General features: G+C 34.0%; 21 protein-coding genes and 3 pseudogenes. 2 read left to right on the top strand and 22 right to left on the bottom strand.

The window, feature by feature from the left end:
* Positions 1–195 carry an IS110 family transposase gene (locus DWW60_RS14055; protein ID WP_243104886.1) on the top strand — a complete coding sequence of 65 codons (195 nt, stop codon included), beginning with the start codon at positions 1–3 and terminating at the stop codon, positions 193–195.
* Here DWW60_RS14055 and DWW60_RS09850 read toward each other — a convergent pair whose 3' ends face one another.
* From DWW60_RS09850 to DWW60_RS09825, 6 genes and pseudogenes are all read right to left on the bottom strand, one after another.
* Positions 196–1,500, bottom strand: a complete 1,305-nt coding sequence (locus DWW60_RS09850; protein WP_117550473.1) for a hypothetical protein — start codon at positions 1,498–1,500, stop codon at positions 196–198.
* Positions 1,501–2,468: 968 nt separating this feature from the next.
* Entirely contained in the window at positions 2,469–3,716 is a 1,248-nt protein-coding gene (locus DWW60_RS09845; RefSeq protein ID WP_117875275.1) for an AbiH family protein, read from the bottom strand.
* A gap of 350 nt (positions 3,717–4,066) precedes the next feature.
* Entirely contained in the window at positions 4,067–4,375 is a 309-nt protein-coding gene (locus tag DWW60_RS09840) for a DUF1653 domain-containing protein (protein ID WP_117550469.1), read from the bottom strand.
* 11 nt (positions 4,376–4,386) lie between these two features.
* A complete protein-coding gene (locus DWW60_RS09835; protein WP_117875274.1) occupies positions 4,387–4,734 on the bottom strand; it encodes a hypothetical protein in 348 nt (115 codons plus the stop codon).
* 41 nt (positions 4,735–4,775) lie between these two features.
* On the bottom strand, positions 4,776–5,120 hold the full coding sequence (locus DWW60_RS09830; protein ID WP_117875273.1) for a hypothetical protein: 345 nt from the start codon (positions 5,118–5,120) through the stop codon (positions 4,776–4,778).
* A 68-nt stretch (positions 5,121–5,188) separates the two neighbouring features.
* A pseudogene (locus DWW60_RS09825) lies at positions 5,189–6,517 on the bottom strand (deoxyguanosinetriphosphate triphosphohydrolase family protein); the annotation flags it as partial.
* A gap of 923 nt (positions 6,518–7,440) precedes the next feature.
* Between DWW60_RS09825 and DWW60_RS09820 the strand changes: the two are divergent.
* Entirely contained in the window at positions 7,441–8,487 is a 1,047-nt protein-coding gene (locus DWW60_RS09820) for a beta family protein (protein WP_158565905.1), read from the top strand.
* A gap of 27 nt (positions 8,488–8,514) precedes the next feature.
* Here the strand turns inward: DWW60_RS09820 and DWW60_RS09815 are convergent, their stop codons facing one another.
* The 16 genes and pseudogenes from DWW60_RS09815 to DWW60_RS09745 all read right to left on the bottom strand — a co-directional run bounded on the left by DWW60_RS09815 (position 8,515) and on the right by DWW60_RS09745 (position 20,325).
* Positions 8,515–9,072 (bottom strand): sce7726 family protein, encoded by a 558-nt coding sequence (locus tag DWW60_RS09815; protein WP_158565904.1) that lies wholly within the window; start codon positions 9,070–9,072, stop codon positions 8,515–8,517.
* A gap of 818 nt (positions 9,073–9,890) precedes the next feature.
* Positions 9,891–10,370 (bottom strand): type III toxin-antitoxin system CptIN family toxin, encoded by a 480-nt coding sequence (gene cptIN / locus DWW60_RS09810; protein ID WP_117875269.1) that lies wholly within the window; start codon positions 10,368–10,370, stop codon positions 9,891–9,893.
* Between the two features lie 281 nt (positions 10,371–10,651).
* Positions 10,652–10,996 (bottom strand): helix-turn-helix domain-containing protein, encoded by a 345-nt coding sequence (locus DWW60_RS09805; protein ID WP_117875268.1) that lies wholly within the window; start codon positions 10,994–10,996, stop codon positions 10,652–10,654.
* A 470-nt stretch (positions 10,997–11,466) separates the two neighbouring features.
* On the bottom strand, positions 11,467–11,655 hold the full coding sequence (locus DWW60_RS09800; protein WP_117875267.1) for a hypothetical protein: 189 nt from the start codon (positions 11,653–11,655) through the stop codon (positions 11,467–11,469).
* The gene (locus tag DWW60_RS09795; protein ID WP_117875266.1) at positions 11,645–11,929 is read right to left on the bottom strand and encodes a hypothetical protein; all 285 of its coding nucleotides are present in this window, start codon (positions 11,927–11,929) and stop codon (positions 11,645–11,647) included. The genes DWW60_RS09800 and DWW60_RS09795 overlap by 11 nt, the downstream gene beginning before the upstream one ends.
* A 320-nt stretch (positions 11,930–12,249) precedes the next feature.
* On the bottom strand, positions 12,250–13,137 hold the full coding sequence (locus DWW60_RS09790) for a hypothetical protein (RefSeq protein ID WP_117875265.1): 888 nt from the start codon (positions 13,135–13,137) through the stop codon (positions 12,250–12,252).
* A 61-nt stretch (positions 13,138–13,198) separates the two neighbouring features.
* Positions 13,199–13,774: a hypothetical protein gene (locus tag DWW60_RS09785; protein WP_117875264.1), complete on the bottom strand. Its 576-nt coding sequence runs from the start codon at positions 13,772–13,774 to the stop codon at positions 13,199–13,201.
* On the bottom strand, positions 13,765–14,061 hold the full coding sequence (locus DWW60_RS09780) for a hypothetical protein (protein WP_117875263.1): 297 nt from the start codon (positions 14,059–14,061) through the stop codon (positions 13,765–13,767). Before DWW60_RS09780 ends, DWW60_RS09785 begins: the two co-directional genes overlap by 10 nt.
* A 3-nt stretch (positions 14,062–14,064) precedes the next feature.
* A complete protein-coding gene (locus DWW60_RS13420) occupies positions 14,065–14,238 on the bottom strand; it encodes a hypothetical protein (RefSeq protein ID WP_004851608.1) in 174 nt (57 codons plus the stop codon).
* 4 nt (positions 14,239–14,242) lie between these two features.
* Positions 14,243–14,389: an abortive infection family protein gene (locus tag DWW60_RS14050; protein ID WP_255415676.1), complete on the bottom strand. Its 147-nt coding sequence runs from the start codon at positions 14,387–14,389 to the stop codon at positions 14,243–14,245.
* A 273-nt stretch (positions 14,390–14,662) separates the two neighbouring features.
* Positions 14,663–15,565 carry a sugar phosphate nucleotidyltransferase gene (locus DWW60_RS09770; RefSeq protein WP_117875258.1) on the bottom strand — a complete coding sequence of 301 codons (903 nt, stop codon included), beginning with the start codon at positions 15,563–15,565 and terminating at the stop codon, positions 14,663–14,665.
* A gap of 157 nt (positions 15,566–15,722) precedes the next feature.
* A pseudogene (locus DWW60_RS14045) lies at positions 15,723–16,164 on the bottom strand (sugar phosphate nucleotidyltransferase); the annotation flags it as partial.
* A 286-nt stretch (positions 16,165–16,450) separates the two neighbouring features.
* Positions 16,451–16,627, bottom strand: a pseudogene (locus tag DWW60_RS14105) (DapH/DapD/GlmU-related protein); the annotation flags it as partial.
* 320 nt (positions 16,628–16,947) lie between these two features.
* Entirely contained in the window at positions 16,948–17,781 is an 834-nt protein-coding gene (locus DWW60_RS09755) for a glycosyltransferase family 2 protein (protein ID WP_117550453.1), read from the bottom strand.
* A gap of 6 nt (positions 17,782–17,787) precedes the next feature.
* A complete protein-coding gene (locus DWW60_RS09750; RefSeq protein ID WP_117875256.1) occupies positions 17,788–19,320 on the bottom strand; it encodes a hypothetical protein in 1,533 nt (510 codons plus the stop codon).
* Entirely contained in the window at positions 19,321–20,325 is a 1,005-nt protein-coding gene (locus DWW60_RS09745; protein ID WP_158547601.1) for a capsular polysaccharide synthesis protein, read from the bottom strand.
* Positions 20,326–20,330 lie beyond the last annotated feature (5 nt).

Here is a 20,330-nt window from a genome sequence, read left to right as displayed (position 1 = left end):
TTGCTTGCATATGCTGGTTTAGATCCTTCTGTCTATCAGTCTGGAAACTTTCAGGCTAATTTGCTTATATCTGGTAGTCCACAATACTTTTGTACAGCAGCCTGTTTTGTAAATCCGGCGCCAACCCACGTTCGATTAGGAGTGTCAATACAAACTCATCTGATTATATCTTGGATAAATTTATATAATTTGTAATCACTCATAAATACCAGGACATCCTTTCAAAAAATTACATATATCCAAATAATTATTTCGAGTAGATTCTACAGAATAATCCAGGTTCAGAATTTTCTTGCACCTTTCTACTAATTCATCTGTTTTTATGTTAGATAATTTTCCGCACTTTATCATCATTAAAATAATCTTTACATAGCCTCTATATTTATTAAATTTTCGATAGTCAAAAGTGTCACATTGTTTTACACTTCCCCAGCTTGTTACATAGTAATACAACTGTTTCTCCATTTGTTCTAGGATATCATCTATTTTATTTGAGTTTATAATCATATCCATAATATCTTCACTCATTTCAAACATTTCTTCACTTCCTGCAATAGTCGTAAAAATCTCCCACCATTCACTAAACTGTTTATTAGAAAATATTTTTTTTAGAAGTTCATCATTTTTTTTATACTTTCCTAGAGGAATTACAATTGACAAGAAGCGATTTTTATTGAGAAATACATATTCTTGAAGATCCTCCTTAGAATATTTCAACTCAAACGAATCTAAATTGACAAATAAATAGATTTCTATATATATATTATTTATCCAATCATATTCATTAACATTATTTTTTTGAAAAACCTTTGCCATTAAAACATCAATGCACTCCATCCCTTCATAATCATTCGTATGTATGCATTCCTCCAAATAATTTATAATACTTACAAATACTTCCTTCCTATCATCGTATTGTAGCAAAATGTATTGTTTATAAAATATATCAATTTCTTCTTCATAATCTTTTTGATCCGTAAACTTGATAATTTTCTTAAACTTATTTATTAACATTTCAACCGTCCCATTTATTACTAATAATGGCTTGACATAAGTAATAAAATCCCATAAGTCTTCAACTGTTGCAGAAGAAACATCTCTTTTTTTATTATGTACACAGGAATTTCTCAAATTCTTTTTTTGGCTGAATTCAACCCTAACACTATCTGTTAACTTAAATATATTAGTTTCTTTTCCTTCATTAATAAAGTTCCATGTATTTTCTTCCCATTTATCATCTAAATTCAAATCGTTGATTTTCTTTTTCCATATGGCCTTCTTATCATTGTCCGTTTTTCCTTTAATTTTTTCGAGAAAAGGAATTGGTATTCCGTGATAGCCAATAATTATCTCTTTAATATAATTTATCAAGGCTAAATAAGAATACAAATATGCTGCTTTGTATGCTTCTATTTGAAAACACTTTATTGATTGAACAAAAAGCTCATCCTCTTCGTACTCATTTTCAATCAACCACTGCTTAAATTTCTTTATTTCCATTTACTATATCCCCCTTTTATTTTATTATAAATTCATTGTTGTTTGTCCAATTATCTCTGCCATGCTGTATCGTAATGGATTATCTCTCCCTTTTAATATTGGGAAATTCTTCACTTTTAAATAGTGATAATACTCCTCTTGTGTTTCGTCGCTATCCCCTTATCATTTTGTACACAATTAAATTGTTCCCCTGTTAAACCACATTTTCCACCTAATTCTGTTGCTGATAACCACATACCAATACCATTCTCCAACAAATACTGGAAGAATAAGAAACTTCACCTTAAGTGAATATGTAGAAAACTCCATCTCAAAAACGCCGCAAATTCTGTCTCCACATGTTCATAGCGTAAACGGTAAACCACTCGTAGGCATAAAAAAACTCTTATACACTTTTCTTTCCTAACCTAATGCCTTTATTCTTAACTGCCTCTATCTTTTTTCCCATATATATGTTCAATTCCAGAAACATGAAAAATCTCAGATGTATCTTAAAAAAACAATTTGACTTTTTGTCCATCTGTTAATTCAAACACCCAAAATCGCTTACAAAGATATTGTTCATAAAAATTCACCATGAGTATAAGCGATATGTCAGTTATTTCTGGTATATATTGAATATTTATCAAATCCGGTACTGTTAACATTTTCTTCTCCATATACGAATAAAGGCTCAGTTCAATTGAACCGAGCCCTAAGTCCTAAATAAGGATAGCGACAACATATCACCTATTGCCGAGCATTCATGGTATATTTATTGTCCCCCACTAGGGAAAGAGGTGCTATCCGTATCCTCTCAAAGAATTTCTTCTTTCACCTATATTATATGTAAGATTTTAAAATGTATCAAGTCTTTTTTCTTTAACTCCAATAATTCATTCACTTCGGAATCACTTGCACACGGCAACTCTTATTGCCCCTATCTTTAAGCAACGCATCCATGTAGACTCATAGTCTTCCAAATACAATCACTTTTTCCACTTAGAAATACATTCATCTATACTTGGATATAATTGATAGTTACTACAACCTAGCTCTTTCATCACAATTTCTTTCCATTCCTTATCCGTATTCCCGAAATAAGAAATATGCCATTTCGCATCTTCTGTTCTGGGAGCAACCTTTACGGAATCCAGTTCCGTCTTTGTTGGGTTACCAATCATCTTCAGGAATTCTTTGCTATATTGCTCGTTTCTCGCAGCTTGTTCCCTTTGCTGCCATCTTTCCATGGCATTTGCGGCATTTTCATTCGCTGTATTGTGATATCCAATCTCGTCAATTATGAACTGTATTCGCTGATTCAGTTCATCCAGCTCATCCAATTCATCTTCTGCCTCAAGTTCACCTGATTCTTCTTCCGCATTGTCCAAGGACGGCACTTTACTGCATCTCATCAGGAAATCAAAATACTCAATATCCACAGGACTCATCGACTGTCCCAAGACATAGATGTCTTTAATCTCCTCACACATTACATCATTCATTGCTAGGAACATGCACAGGATCTGGATATTGTCCTGGCAGTGCTTATCTGTTTCATATAAGATTTCATCCACCAAATACAATCCCCCAAAGCGTCCTCCCATTGTTGCAAGCAGCGTTTCCGGTTCCTGCGGATGTCGATTGTGTCCAAAAACAATAGATTTTTTGTCTGTGGCCTCACCGTGTATATGAAATTCTCTCATTTCGTCGACGCCAAAGCGTTTTCGTAGCGTATCTGTATAGTTAAAATTGATGAACACACAGTTATCTCCAAACTGATACCCTGCATCTTCCTTTGTGATAGAAATTGTGGCAATCCATCCACAAAAAGCCTCTGTTAAAATTCTTTTCGCATTACGAAGTGACCTCCGCATGTCTTTTAGATCACTTCTCTCTTTTCCAAAGAAAAGATTAAGTCGTTCTGCATCAATATCAGCCAATGAATTTTCAAAATCATTCCAAAATTCATTATCAAGTTCCCTAGGTTCAAATGGGTCTCCATAAATCAACTCTACATCTGACCATTCTTCGACCGTACCGTCGGGACTGACATACTTGCGCTTTTTGATATGGAACTTTTTCAAAATTTCATCCAAGTGTTCATGGTAATATGTCTGAAAGTCCGCATAAGATGTATTCAGCCCTTGCCACCTGTCAAATCCGTTTCCAATAACTATGATCGTATCTATTGGGGATAGGCTTTCAGTTGTTTTCTTCTTTTTTCTGAAAATCATCTCATTCACTTCTTTCCAAATGTACTGTATGTAATAAAAATGCCCTACTTCTATTTCTTTCTCCTAACAAAAGAGGCCTCACTCTCACGAATGAAGTCCCGAACCATTTGAACTTGACCTTATTTCAGTTGCATACACACCAAAAATAATCATATTTTTATAATATCAGTTTCTATACACCTAACAGAGTTTTCATGAAATTTCCTAAGCCCTATTAGCACGGATATTCACGGAATATTCACTGGCATCTCAAATATCCATACTTATTCACTCTACCCACGAATATTTTTTACACAGAACTCTTTATCGAACACTTAGCTTAATGGGTATTGCCTCTTACCCAAAGCCAATCATAAAGTCTTCTCCAAGGATAAAGCACAATCAGGCCACATATCAGTTTTTACTTTCTCAAACCTATACTTTTGTTTTACATTTGGATATTTTTCTGAATCAACCTTACTTATAAACATTTCATATGGCCGCGCGCAGGTCTTATATGGCGGATAAAGTCCCTGATATATAACTAAGCGCTCATTATTTTCACTATGAATTGCAAATGCAATTATTCTATAAATATACATTGAAGAATTATCTGTCACAAATTCCCGTTTAAAATGTCTAACTATATCTCCTATGTCAAAATGTCTTTCCTCAACCATTCCCATTCTCCTCACTTTGTTAACATAACTGTATTTTCCACATCTTCCCATAAATCCTCAAAATACTCGCTGTAAATATCAAAGCCTTTCTTGCCTTTTTTAAATTTATACGTGATTGTTTGTTGACTTCCATAATGATACCAGTATGGTCCAATGTAAATCTCATCATCTACGCGCCAATAAAAATCCAAAGTCATACATTTGTAACCTTTAACAAGTACTTTGCCATCATAATTACGCGAATTCAATTGATTAGCCCATCTAACCAATTGAATTATACTATTTAAAATTTGGCCATTTGTCTCCTGCTCTTCTACCTCTCGTTGCTTCAAAAATAAATTGTTTTCCTCTGGATTCATTGTCAGTATTCTGATATTTACTCCTCTTTTTAAAACCTTCTCTACTTTTTTTTACTCCTTGAACGAAAAGCTTTCAATCCAAAAGCTACCGCATCAATTTGCACTTTCGCTTTATCCAATTCCGGATCAGATTCTTGATTTTTTTCAGCTCTGGTTTCATATATTTTCTCCAATCCCCATTTTTCCAAAGGATTTACTTTCCTATCTTCTATTAATAATACTTGAGCTAAAATAACAATACCAGATGCAAGTAACGAACACCCAATACTAATCCAAATACTACGGTCAGTTTTTAACCAAAATAAATCAATAAGAATTGCTACTACGCCTCCAATAATAATTACTAATCCTGCTATTATAGATTTTAAATCATTTCTTTCCTCCACGCCATCACCTCCTATTTATTTTACTAATTCATCCATGTAAGCTATTACCCCGCAACTGTCTTAACTATCTAATTATATAAACTATTATATATCTTTGCAGCATATGAGTCTGTCATACCAGCAATCTGATTACATATAGTTCTCATTAATGTAAATTTATCCTCTATATTTAACTTGTCGCCCTTAACTAAATTATAAAATCTCGATCTTAATTCTCCAATTCCATTATTTCTAATTATCTCCTGAATATCGTTAGATTCCAGTTTTTTAGTATTCAAATAAAACTCTATAATACAATGATCTGGCAATTGAGATGGAGTTTTATATAATGCTGCGAATATCTTTCTAATAATATACTGTCCGCGTGCATCAGATTTTTGAATATCATAAGAAGATAGTACTCTAGTTGAAATACTGTTTTCAAACTCTTTCATTGCATTTTTAAATAGTGTTTCATCCCCTACATAATCATATGAGATAATCCGCTCCACATCTGGTTGTGGATTATTCAATAAGAAATAAGAAAATTTCTTCTCATTTAAATTATTATCGACAATAAACTTGTTCATATTATATATTGAACATCTTATTATTCGAGTAACAAACAGATTAACAAGTAACCTTGAAAGTAAAGTTATGCTAGTCTCTTCGTCATATGTATTTTTTATTTCTCTTAAAATTTTTCTTTCACTGGAGCGAAAAAACGATCTAAAGCAATTAGTGATCTGTTTTACAACTTCTTCCTTTGATAGAAGTTTTCCTCTTATTGCATCCTCTATGTCATGATGTCTCTGTGCAATTTCATCTGCCTCTTTTACAACATAAGCTTCAAATGACCATGCAAAATTATCACTATTAGGAAGTTTCATATATTTATCATATTGTGCATAATAACTTAAAGATTCTTTTATAGGGTCATTCTTATACTCCTTTGATGAATGTGCCGCCATACCATACAATGTAAAATTGGTCAAATCTAACCCTGTATCACCATAATCCTTTTCCTGCGACAATGCTACACATACACTCTGTAAATTATGCTTAAAGCCATAAAACTTTTTATATTCTCCATTTCTAATATTCTCGTATGGAGAGTCAATAACATCCTTCTTCTTTGTCGGCGTCATTATTTGATGCAACATTCTCTCGCCTGCATGTCCAAAAGGTGTATGTCCTATATCATGTCCCAACGCCATCCCCTCTGTTAAATCTACGTCCAATCTCAGTTCAAGTGCAATTGTCTTTGCAATCTGTGCAACTTCTAAAGTATGTGTCAATCTTGTTCTTTTATGATCGTCACTTCCCGATAAATACACCTGAGTTTTACCAGATAGACGCCTAAACGCCTTACAATATAATATCCGATCTCTATCTCTCATAAATTCCGAGCGATACTGCTGCCTATCTTGTATTTTTGACGGACGAATTGCTAACTTCTTAGGTGCTTTTAATGAATACATAACCTTTTTCTTGTTTTCCCAGTTTTCATTTTTCATCTTTATTCCCCTCCATTTTTCTTTTTTTACAATGAATGAACATTTGTCTACAAATTGCACTTTATCATTTATCTTAATATGTACTTTGATAGTCAATATTATATCATATAGCTTTTTTCAAATCCATATTGTATAGTAAAACGCAATATATGTTTTATCCCCAATAACTACTAATTGCCAGTCCTTATGGGCTGGCAACCACAAATAGCCTTCTTTCAGTAAACAATAACCTTTGCTTAAGCCCTATATTATCTCAATTTATCATCTAATTTATCAAAATATTTACCCATTCCGTTTCTCCTAAACAATTAGTAATTAGATAGCCCGCCTAGTTATAGTGGGACATCCCAACAACATCATCATCAATGATCAGGTGCGCACGCTGCACAAAATCCACCATTATCTCCATCAATTATTATTTTTCTTCCACACTTCTAAATAAAATCCCCATAAGCATCAATTGTTCTTGTACTTACACCTAATGCAATTAATGTCAACGACATGAAAGAGATACCACTATAGGTGGGGAATTGAAGTTTCCTTCCTCTATCTAAAACACGCAAATGGATAGTAATCTGTCTATTTGTCATGCTTAAAAATTCTGTTTTGTACATTTGGCTTGTAATCATCCACTCTACCCACGAGTGTTTTTCACACATAACACTTTATCGAACACTTAGCTTAATGGCATTGCCTCTTACTTATTGACTCTAGTTAATATATATGTTAACCTAATATATAGACAGTTGTAAGATTTTGATACAGTTTATAAATATACTAAGTCACAAACCCATAATAAATTAATACAAAAGGAGATGCATACTATGGATATAAAATATACACCAATTTTGAGATGGAAAACTGGGGAGAGAAAATGTCTTGAAAATCTTCCTTCTGAAATATCAAGTCAAATTATTCCATTTATTGAGGTTGCTCCTCCTACAGTTTCCTCAACAACCACAGACGAATCTGCCTACGAAAAAAAATTTAAAAAATTGATATCATCTTTCAACATAAGTTGGGAGGATAAATTATTCTATTTATATTTATCAGCCAGTTGGTACGCAGACGTTTATAACCCTGACGAATATTTTGATATATACAGAAATTTATTCACACTCATACATCATCCAGGAGCTATACCAGCTTTTGACATCAATGATGAAATCAATATCAGCCATGCGGCAAGTTTAGAAAATACAAATGGAATTTGCTTAAGGATACGCGTGAACGACTTTGAATCGATAGGTCAAACTCTGCATGATTATATTGAAAATTCTTGGATTATTCCCGAAGAAACGGATCTGTTACTTGACTTAACTTACATCGACGATGAGATATATCCTAAAAAAGCAGCATTAACAACAGCAATATCTGATATTCCTAATTTATCTAATTACAGGCGTGTTATTGTTGCCAGTTGTTCATTCCCTAAGGATATATCAAGCCTTACATCAAATTGCATAAGCGAGCGCAAACGTGCAGAATTAGCAATACATCAAATATCCCTGAATTTACAACGTAATTTTACTTTTAATTATGTATATGCTGACTATGGACCTATGAACTTAAATGAAACACCTTACGTAATTGGCATGTCTCCTACTTTTAAAATTAAATATTCTACCGAGGAAAAATATCTAATCTATAAAGGACTTCCTCTCAAAAAAGGCGGGCTCGACTTAACAAATATAGTAACTGCATGTAAACAGCTCATAAACCACCCTCTTTATTCTGGTAAGTCATTCTCATATGGAGATGGCATAATAGATTCGATAGCTAACGGAACATATAGCAAGGGAGGGAATCTCACCAATTGGGTCGAATATAGTTTTAATCACCATATTACCTTGATCGTCTCTTTAATGTAAAAAACGGAGAGATTAGAATAAATATATCTAATCTCTCCAATTCTCTCTATATTTAATAGTTTCTCGTGTATAATCTCTTATTTGTTTTAAAGAAAATTTCTCCAGTATTATTTGACGCAATATTCTTCTATTTTTTCCAGATATTCCTTTTACTCCAGCCTTTTTCAATAGTGAAATAAGTTCTTCTTTCCATAATAATTCAAGTAAAGAAATAGCTTCTATGTTTTTATTTATTTTAGCATTTCGTTTCTTTCTAATTCTATATTCTCCTTTGGATTCACAAACTATGTATATTCCCCAATATTCAGGAATATATTCTTCTATTTTATCTTTAAACTTCTCTCCTACCACAATTGAAACCATATCAAACGTCTTATCATAGCATTTTTGTTGTAACGGAAGTCGTTCTAATGTATCTGCATCACTTTTAATCTCGTATCCACACAGTTTTCCATTTGCAACCGCAACATCAACTCTTGCTTCCCCATCACAAACAGCCAATTCCTCTACAATTCTATAATCATGTTTGGCATTTATTTTATTCAATTCATCAATCAAGGTTGTTCTTATATCATTGTCTTTCAACAAAGCACAATCCCCCTATACATTTCCTGACATATTTGAACTAGCAATTAAAAAGTATACCACTTTATATAATAATTCTCAAATAACTTTTATTTATCGAGCAAATGCCAAAGTTACTGTCAAGGAAGACTTTGGCAGACATGCTATACTCTGTATGAGTAAACTAGCATATTAAGGAGTCTTGCCCGTATGGACATGCGTTTTCTCCGTCTACTGAATTGGCAATATCTCCACACAATAATATTACTCTGGAACATCCAATATATTTACTACTTAAATAACTTAGCTTTTCTGCCCTTGTAACGCAATAATCATATTCTGATTTTATTGTTTCAAAACAAACATTCGCACTTGATTATTGAACTTCAAAACTGCTATTAGCCATCACATTTTTTTCCAATTCCACTTTATATGTATCTTCATTGACCTTCACATTATATATAACTCTATTCTCCATTCTCTCCACCGATTTACTCCAACATCATAACATTGACCTATTGTGCGCTTTTCTGCAATATTTTTCTAATTCTATCAATACAACTTCTTTATACTCCATTAACATTCTACCATACAATTCTTTTTTATACTATGTCTTTAGTATTCAAAATCAATGTGTATCTTGAATATTGTGTTTTTCTATGTCAATATATAATTCCTCATAACAACCAATTGCCAGCCCCTTAAATCGCTCCTATAAATGCAGTAATAAAGAACTTAGCCTTAATCGGATCACCTGGAACCTCAGTCTCAATAACTCCGCATATACTTGCTGATAACAAATACAACATGATTAAATCCTGCCTCTATAGTATAATGAATTACATATCAAGTAACTTTCTTTCAATTTCTAATACATTGGGGAATATAAGTTTTGCGCCTTTCCTCTGTAGCGCCAACACTTTGCTTGCTTTTTCTTTTAAATCTTTTTCCAATATACCGGTCACACGAACCGGTACATTTGACCTTGCATCAAAATATTCATTTTTCATATATTTTGATGTAATAGGACACATATTTTGAATAAGGAACGCTTTTTCATGACCGAGCACCTCGCCAAAAACTATGGTATCACAGCGCTTATATTTTTGTATTTTGCTGTTATAGATCTTTTTAAACTTTGATACCTGAGATGAAAATGGAATCATCCAATATATTCCTGTAGAATTATCTTTGAATGTATAAAAACAAGGTCTATCATGCACCTGCCCATTTACTGTCTCTTTATTCTTCATAAGATATTGATCTGGAAAATCCATAAAATAACTATCATCTATGTAATAAAAATGTCCTACTTCCATTTATTTCTCCTAACAAAAAGAGACCTCACTCTCACGAATGAAGTCTCGAAACATTTGAACTCGACCTTTTATAAGTCGCATATCGAGTAGCGACAAACATTTGAACTCGACCTTATTTTAGTTGCGTATCGAGTAGCAACAAACATTTGCAGTAAATACCTACTGTAATTAAAGTATATATTCAAATGCTCTTGCTGTCAATATGCTAGCCTCGAGTTTGAAGACAGCACGCTGCTGTATTATAAGTATATGCTTCTCCACTTCTCTACATTCAAAATTCATTATTTCTTCGCCATCATCTTCATATATGAAATCAGATGCTCCCTGTCTTCAAAATCCATCTTGCTAAATGTATCTATAACCCATCGTTCTTCAGTATCCTTAGGAATAACCACATAGTCCATAGCCCGTCCTCTCTTGCTATCCTCTGTAACACCAGATAGCAGATATTCTGGTGTTACATCCAGAGCTGCACATATAAGCAATATTTTATCTGAACCCGGATTCGTATTCTTCTTCCGCCAATCACTGATCGTTGTGGTCGCTATCCCAGTTCTAATTGAAAACTCTTTCTGTGACATTCCTTTTTGATCCAATAATTCAAAGATTCGTTGTCCTACTGTCATGCCCTATCTTCCTCCCCAAAGATCAATATCGTTATTTACGGATAATATCATACAAAACAAATTCGCACAACCCCTGTTGACGTATTTTTTTAAATTCTTTATACTCCTGTACCACAATCTATAATTATATGTTTATTTTATATCTGTTTCTATGCAAAAGCCATAATTTGACGAAGAATTCTAAAACGTGCCAGTGCAAATGTTCACAGAATGTTCACCTGCACCAGGAACCTCCAGTCGTATATTCAGAACCTTTAAAAACATCTTAATGGTGATTCTTTCCTGCACATCTTATATATGGGTCTTCCCTTATATTTGGACCGACATGGTAAACTTTTTCAGTAGCAGATGGTAAACTAATTCGCTAGCGGAGTGGTAAACTTTTTCGCTAGCGGCTGAGTTTTCGCGAAGGAATCTCAAGCGTCCAAGTACAAATGTTCGTCTGCACCTGGCACATCAGATCTTTCTGATTATAATCTAACATTTAATTGTTGATATACTTTTTGCTGAACAGCCCAATAAGCAGTTTCTTCATCTGTCCCATATGCTTTTATCTGCACTCCATCTACATAAGTAATTGCCCAAACTATCTTCTTCTCATATTTATACGATACATTATATATCTTCCCAGCTTCTTCAAAATAGGATTTATCTATCATGCTTATCTTCCCCCATCTCGCACATTTTTTTATATAAATCAAGTGCATCCCATTGGCTAATATTGGTAATCTTTTCTATAACATCATAATACGGATAAACTCCACCTTTTTTTGAATCCGTCTCATCTATAAAATCTATGTATCTCAATGCTTTTACCAATTGTCCATGATTATCATACTTCTTGTTTTTAAACTCATCTCCTATATGATATTTAATCATATGCCCATTATATTCAAATTCACCATCATAATACTCTTGTCTTATATTTTTCATGACTCTCCTCACCATCTTTTCACAGAATTTTTATTCGTACCCGACACTCCAGACACTAGATCAGTAAGACAACTAAAGTTGATGCTACGCAACCAAATGCTAAGTTTTTTATCACATCCGAAACGAAACTATTTGTACACCTGTTCCACCAAACTGCACAAATCATTATCAGTACTGATATTCCGCCAATACTTATGTACATAATCCAGTTTACTTTATATGGATTATTGATATGCCGCTTCACATTCAGGCCTCATTTCATATATCTATAAATACCTAAAAACTTGTATAATCTTTATAATATAACCTTCTAATCTACGCTACTTAAGTTTAAACACCCTATAAACATTCGCCCCGGTCCCTATCTCCGGTTCATCATACTCATCAACAACATCTTCATACGATAATAGATCGTAATGAACTGCCATCTCAATACAAGTCCACAATTCATCAAAATCCATGTCTTTATCTTTATTCCGTAAATAAAAGTACATGTCTTCAGCATAGTCATATGCAGTATTTCCATTTGCAGGATACACTTCTTCAGAAATACATTCTTTCAACTTTTGATAGAATTTTGATTGTTGAACGGCTTTCTTATACGAAAAATTCTGTAAGCTTGTCTCGCCTACCTCAAATCTTTCAAATTCTCCCCATGGCTTTCCCCAATACGGAAGCAAGTTATAATAATGTAGTATTGCATTTAACACAATCATAAAATTATATAGTTTTTGAAATTCCTTATCAGTGAGAAAACTATTCTTTTCAACGAAGAAATGTGTTTCTCCGTTTCTCAGCCGTCCTAATAATGCAATCGAATCATCCACAACTATCTTATCGTCAGAATGCTCACCATAATATCCACTAAATAGTTCTTTGACCAACCTCTGTATCTCATTAAATTCAATCGAATAGAACTTTTTCATGTCTTCATCTGCCAGGTTCTCAAAGTAACTATTAAGATCCGCGGCATTATAAAATTCTACCGCCGGATGTCCACCTGCATCACAACCCTTTCTTACGCTGCATACCCTGTGATCATTATTATCAAGCATCAACTGCTTGATAAATAGCTCGACCGCATTGTGTAAGGATGATACAAATTGTTTTCGATATTGTAGTGTAGCCTTTCCGTTTAAAATGAAATTGCTATATTTAATGGACATTGCCCATGATTCAAGTGCATTGTCTTGTAAAATGTGCTTCATTATATTCTCTCTTTCACAAATTATAAAATGTAAAAGTTATTTTAATCGTGCTTATACACTCTTATTTTTTCCAAAAGTTTCTGATTTTATATCTTAGAATCGCCTTTTTTACTTCTCTCTCCACATCAATAGCCTGGCTATTCCTAACCGTTACTGGCAACTTTATATCATCTTCAAATTTATATCGTGCATTATACGTTTTTACAAATAGTTTAACGAACGTCGGATTATACTCTAAATAATCAAGCAACTTCTGCCAGTAGTCTGCCATACATCTCACATCTACATAGTATGAGTCCAACGTTTCTCCCAGTTGTATCATTATGTCTTCACTAGCCGATTCTATGTATTCTTTTGCCAGCTTCTCAATTTCAGGGTATTTGTTTCTGAGATTTGGCAGCCTATTCTTCACATGATTCAAAATCCCCAACAACTTGAAATTAAGGTTAATGAAAAAGCATGATTGAATTGAGTCAATCAGCAAATCATTGCCCTTGTATGATAATGTCAAATTTGCAATATAAATGTCACCTTTATGCTCCCCATAGAAATCAATATATTTCTTTGCATTTTTTTTGCGAAATTCTTCATAATCACAAACTCTATCCCATTTTTCCTTTTCTGGAACTAATGGCATATATTTTTAACTGCTTCAATGCCATCATATATACCTTCAATACATTCGTTACATCTAAAATCCTGCTTCAGCTTTCTCTTGCTATACAACACCTGCCATTTGTAAATAATAATAACAGCAATAATACTGCAAGCTACACCAGAAAAATATGTATTTGTAACAATCTTCTCTACTAACGGAAAGAATGGTAGGCCTACAATTGCTGTAAACACACCAACTTTCCATGCAATTAGAGATAATAGTATCAATGACAGCAACATCAATGAAAACATTACTTTTCTATACATAATTTATCCTTTACTTATAAGCCTTGCTACAGGTATAAGGTCTGTAAAAACGCTCCCAATAATATTCCCACACACAGGGCATTCTACCTCTTCACGTTCACGGTTGCCCTCCCATATAGATCTATCATCATATTCCGAAATGGAACCACATTTATCACAAGTCACTCTATGAATCATATCGTCATGCCTCCTTAATATAAACAGATAATATAAAATCTGACATTGTCATTGCCGCATTTACAAACAGTCTTGCATGATGTTCATCAATCGCTATCCTATTAGTCCCAACTCCATGCGCATCACTGTCCTTGTTTCTCATTTCAGCAATTGAAGATCTCTATTATTTTTTATTACGAATTGATTCGAATAAATCATCCATATTATATCCCTCCCCACTTTGTTTTTCGTAAAATTATCATCAACCACTTGTTTCATTGCATACTTTGGTATTAAACATTATAGCATACTTTCTTTTTTCAATCCACATTGTATAGCAAATCACAACAGGTCTATAATATTACCTATAACCACCAATTGCCAGCCCTTCCGGGCTGGCAATCACATCACATCATATCACATCACATCCATATAAACATCCTATCTACAAATCCCCAAACAAATCCTTCTCATACACACCGTCCTCAATCATCCCCTTAAAGCTCCCCTTAACAGCCTCAACATCCTCCTTATACGTCATACCATACCAGCTATCATTCGTCCGGAGAACCTTAACCGTCATCTTCTTCTCATCCAGAAGTTCTCCTATAAATGTAGGAATAAGGAACTCTGCCTTAAGTGGATCAGTCGGAACCTCCGTCTCAAAGAACTCCGCAAATCCTGCCTCCAACATATCCAAGAATTCCAGTGTCAGTCCCCACATGTTCATGGACACCAGAGACTCCGTATCAATGGCTGTGCCGTCCGTCTCTGCACCGTCCACAGTCTTGACGATATTCTTGGTCTCCACCACCTCTGTCAGATTATTCTGATCGTCCATCTTGCAAATGCCTCTGGTCACACCACCATTATCAGACAATGTATTCTTAAGTACGAATCCAGCCATACATGACTGTCCTCCATTCACCAGATACTCATGAACCAACCTGAAGCCTTCCTTGCCATAATAATCATCTGCATTTATCACGACAAATGGTGTCTTCAGCACGGCTTTAGCTGCAAGCACGGCCTGTCCTGTTCCCCATGGCTTTGTTCTGTCTGTCGGCAGCTCCCCTGGAATATCCTCGATATTCTGGAATGCATAATCAACCGTAACGCCAGATTTCCCGCAAATGGCGGCAATCCGATCACCTATAACAGATCTAAATTCTCTCTCGATATCCTTGCGAATAATAAATACGACATGATTAAATCCTGCCTCTATGGCATCATGAATTGAATAATCCATGATAATGTGATTACCATCATCTACAGGCTCCAGCTGTTTTATTCCTGTTCCAAACCTTGAACCGATTCCTGCCGCCATTATAAGTAAAGTTGTCTCCATTTGTTTTCTCCTCATTAGTAAGTAATAAGTTTATGTTCATCTTTATTATCTACAAATAAACTCAAATAATGATATATACTATTTGTTACTATCGCAACTGCCCCAATTATTTAGTACAGCACAGGCATATTTAAATAAATATATTCATTTGCACCTGACACCTCAGACTGCCTATCACCAGATATTCGTGGACAGCCTTGAAGCCTTCTTTGCCATAGTAATCATCTGCATTGATCACAATGAACGGGGTATCAATCACATTTTTCGCTACAAGCACAGCCTGTCCAGTTCCCCCTCGGTTTTGTACGGCCTGCCTGAAGTTCTCCCGGAATATCATTGATATCCTAGAAAGCATAGTCCACAGTTACATTATGAGAGGAGCAAATAGAGGCAATACGATTACCGATGACCTCTTTGAACTCCTCCTCGATATCCTTGCGAATAATAAAGACCACATGGTTGAAGCCTGCCTCAATCGCATCGTGAATCGAGTAATCCATGATGATATTGTTCACGTCATCAACTGGTTCCAACTGCTTGATTCCTATTCCGAAGCGGCTGCCGATTCCAGCAGCCATGATAAGTAATGTTGTGGTCATTTTTTCCTTTTTCCCTCTATTCTTTTTCTTTTAAACAATCCATTTCCCCACAAATGGAATCCTATTTACAATACTTGTAACAATATAGCCACATACAAAAATCATAGCAGAACAAAAAATGGTATTTATTGCCTGAAAAACTCCTTTTAGATGCCCTCAAATATTATTTTCTCGTAACGAAGCACTCCAGTATATCATCCACATTACTTGAAGTGATTTCTGTTTGGCAGTAATTTATATATGTATCAAAACTGGTGTGCTCAACTTTTGAAAAATCAATTATGCTCAGTTTATTTATAATATCCTCAGAAAATCTTTTCTTGATTACTTTATTACCAACATATATCGAATACGGCGGAACATCCTTTGTGACAATCGCTCTTGCACCAATAACACTACCTTTACCAATAGTTACTCCGGGCATAATAAGCGCATCATATCCAATCCAAACATCATCTTCTATGATAATGGAGTGATTCACGGGGTTATTAGTTTTTTGTTTATAAACTTTTGATTGAAAAGGATATGTAGATATCCTCTTGTAATTATGCTCGCCCCCCCCCATAAAAATAACCTTGGGTCCTATCGAACAGTAGTTTCCAATTTTAATACAAGAATCATCTGCCATTAAAATAGCAGTTATTCCTCCATAAGTACCTTTTCCAACTGAAACCTGAGCAAAGTTAAAAGCATTCACAATACTAGTTTCATTATGAACATTTCTTTTTCTCCACTCTTTTTTCTTTAGCCATAATTTTATTTTATCAAACATAAGTTCATCCCTCAAATAATTCCTTTAATATAAATTGAAATTTTTCTTTTTAACGAGCTATCATACTCTAAGCTTTTATCGTAGAATTTCTTATAATTATTTTTTCCCGATTTTTTCAATTCATTTCCCGCATCCTGTAACGCACTAGCCATAACATGCATCATTTTAGGGTATTTTTTCTGAAAAGATGGATGCTTCTGTAAAATTAAATCACAGGCTTTATAAAGTTTTTCAGGATTACTACTTATAGAATCATTTCCGATTTTATAATCAACCAGTCCATCATCAAGACAATAAATTCGATACTTTTCTGCAATTCTGACCAGCATTTCAAACTCCTGAAAGCGTGGCATCGAAGTATCAAATGGACATTTTTCAAATACTTCTTTTTTTGCTAATAGGCTTTGTGTCCCTATTCCAAACAAGTTTTCGACGGGATTCAAAAAGCCCTCACTTATTGAATCTGGCAATAGCTGAGTTTTTCCATTCGCATAATATTTGACAAGTTTACAAAAAACAAGATCTGCACCTGATGTTTCCATCACCTTTATCTGTTTTTCTAATTTGTCTTGATGCCAAATATCATCGCTATCATGAAAGGCAACAAGTTCTCCTTGCGAGAGCTCAACCCCCTTATTTCTAGCCGCACAAGCTCCTGCATTTTCTTGATAAAAATATTTTAATCTCGGATCCTCAATTTCACGAACCACTTTAGAAGTTTGATCAGTGGAGCCGTCATCAACAACAATTAACTCAATATCCTCATATGTTTGGCCTAAAACACTATTAATCGCTTCTTTTATAATATTTTCTCTGTTATAGGCTGGCATCACTACCGAAATCACACATAATCACCCCTTTACAACAATTTTCTTTACAAATCGTACTGCATCTTTAAAATAACGTGACTTAAAATATGCCAGCAAATATAGAACATTAGGAATTATAACACAAATAACTGCATATATAATAAGCCCCAGAATTCCAGACACATTAACGAAGTTACAAATCTCATAAGTGACAAAGCAAACTATAATTGTAACCACTGCATAAAATACTTCGTCACGCATATAACGCAAAAAGCTTTTTCCTTTGAAATAATTATCAAATACAATCTTTGTACTCCAAGGAAAGCCAATAAATAGAATTGATATTGCTGTCGCAATAACAATTCCAAAAACGCCAAAATTTTTTACAAGGACATAATTCAACGCTATATTGGCAATTGCTTCAACAGACGCTCGGATTCGATCTTTCCACCAAAGGCCTGCGGCATCGGCATACTGACTTTTAATATCTCCAATTGTCCAAACATAAAAATATATGCAAATTGCAATCACGACATCAAATGAAAACATCGCCTTTTCTCCAACCCAAATTCTCATAAAAGGCTGAAAAAGGCAAAGCATACAAACCGTGCACCAACCGCATAGCCACTCATATATAAATGTAAACAAATTTAAATTCTTATAATTTTTTTCTACGCTTTCAATAGCAACGCTGTTACCAACACTCGCACTCATAGAAACCGTAAATACATCCAGGATTCCTCTTACTGAACTCATGACATAATAGTAGTTGCTATATATGCCAACTGGCGTTAACCCCAAAAACATAGATATGAAAATATTATCACATGAATTGCGTGTCACACCGCAAATTTTGTGAATAAGCAATCCCTTTGTTTTTTCAATAATATCTTCCTTATATTTCTTATCGAGCTTTCCGTGGCACTCAAATTGAGGATAATATTTTTTTGCCAGAAATTCACACAGCAAGTTATCCAGCAAAGACATCAACGGTAAAACCACAATAAAGATATAGTACTGCTTCAGGAGAAGCAATCCCACAATCTGGATAAAGCTACTGATGATTTTATTAATCATTGCAACTTTACTAATAATGTCCTGCCTTTGCACAGCTGAAAGCAAAGATTTTTTATAAGCAAATAAGAAATAGCTACAGGACGTATTAAGAAGATAAATTATATAAACAACATATATGTTAACATCGCTCGGACAAGATCCTGAAATCAAGTACTTCAGAAAAGGAATCAGTGCAACACCAATTATCAGCACAATACTACCAATGCAGCGATATATTTTTTTGTAGAACTGGAGCAATGCGCATACAACATCGTTATCATTCTCTGCCAGCGGCTTATACATGCTATAAACAATTGCACTAGAAAATCCCAGTTCCGCTAAGCTCAAGACTTGTAATATAGAAGAAAACAGTCCGTTTATGCCAACATATTCAACCCCCAACACATAAATCAAAACTGTTCTGGTAATAAACGGAAGGAGTATTGTAATGAACTTATTTACAATTCCCCATATAGCATTTCTCCTTGTATTTTTTATTCGATCACTCTTAAGACTCATTTATTTTATCCTTTCGCAAGCATGTCCCCAGTTCGTTATAAAACCGTCTTTATCCTGTTTACTGTAGGGAAACTTATAGGACTGTTTATGAATAATAGTATCTTTTGTAATTTTTTCAAAGAATTCAAGAGTATATCTTTTATTTCTCTCAACAAAAAGACTAAATACTTCCGGATTATTCTCAGGGATCAAATCTATTTCATGTTTCGCGCGTGAAAATTCATCATATGCAACTGCTATTAAATAATCAAACAAAAAATAATCTACAGCCACAGAATGCTTTCTCCAATATTCAATAAGTGCATCTAGAACAAATGAAACAATAATATCATCGGGCTCTGCTTTAAAAAAGTAGGTTGTCCATTTACCCTCTGATATTAATTTTCTCTGATTATATCCATCGGCTTTTTTCTTATTTGAATAAAAAGAACTCGCTCTTATACTTTCAGGAAGCTGATTTGTCATAAAAATTGTGGCATCCATCCAGACTCCTCCATATTTTTTTATTAGAGCCAGTCTTAAAATATCCGAAAAGTGCGCAAATCCTATTTCCTTACGATTAAATTTCTCTATAATTTCCTGTGGTAGTTCAACATAGTCCCAAACTGTCTCACTATTTAGTAAATGATATTCATAATATTTATTATTAATATATAGTCTTTGGCTTGCTATACACTCTTGAACTATTTGAGGTGCATTTTTTATGTCTTGCCACCATATCACCCATACATGTATCTTAGCATTATTTGTGATTTTACCGTCAAATACACAAGTATCTTTTTTATATTTGTCTACAGTTATCTGTACGTCCTTTTTAATTATCTTTAGTAAATAGTTCTTGTAAAATACTGTCTTATAACTGGTTACCATATCAACAATATTTAAAACCAAGATAATTAAACCAGTAAATAATCCAAATTCCTTTCTAACTTCCCCGTTGTTTTTCACCCAAGGATCATTAATAATAGAACTTAGTTTTCGTTTAATTCTATTTATTATTCGCACCCTAT

The organism is Coprococcus sp. AF16-22 (assembly GCF_003461545.1).
Lineage (GTDB): Bacteria > Bacillota > Clostridia > Lachnospirales > Lachnospiraceae > Coprococcus > Coprococcus aceti.
Note: the sequence above shows the minus strand (reverse complement) of the source record. Positions and strands in the feature narration are given on the sequence as shown.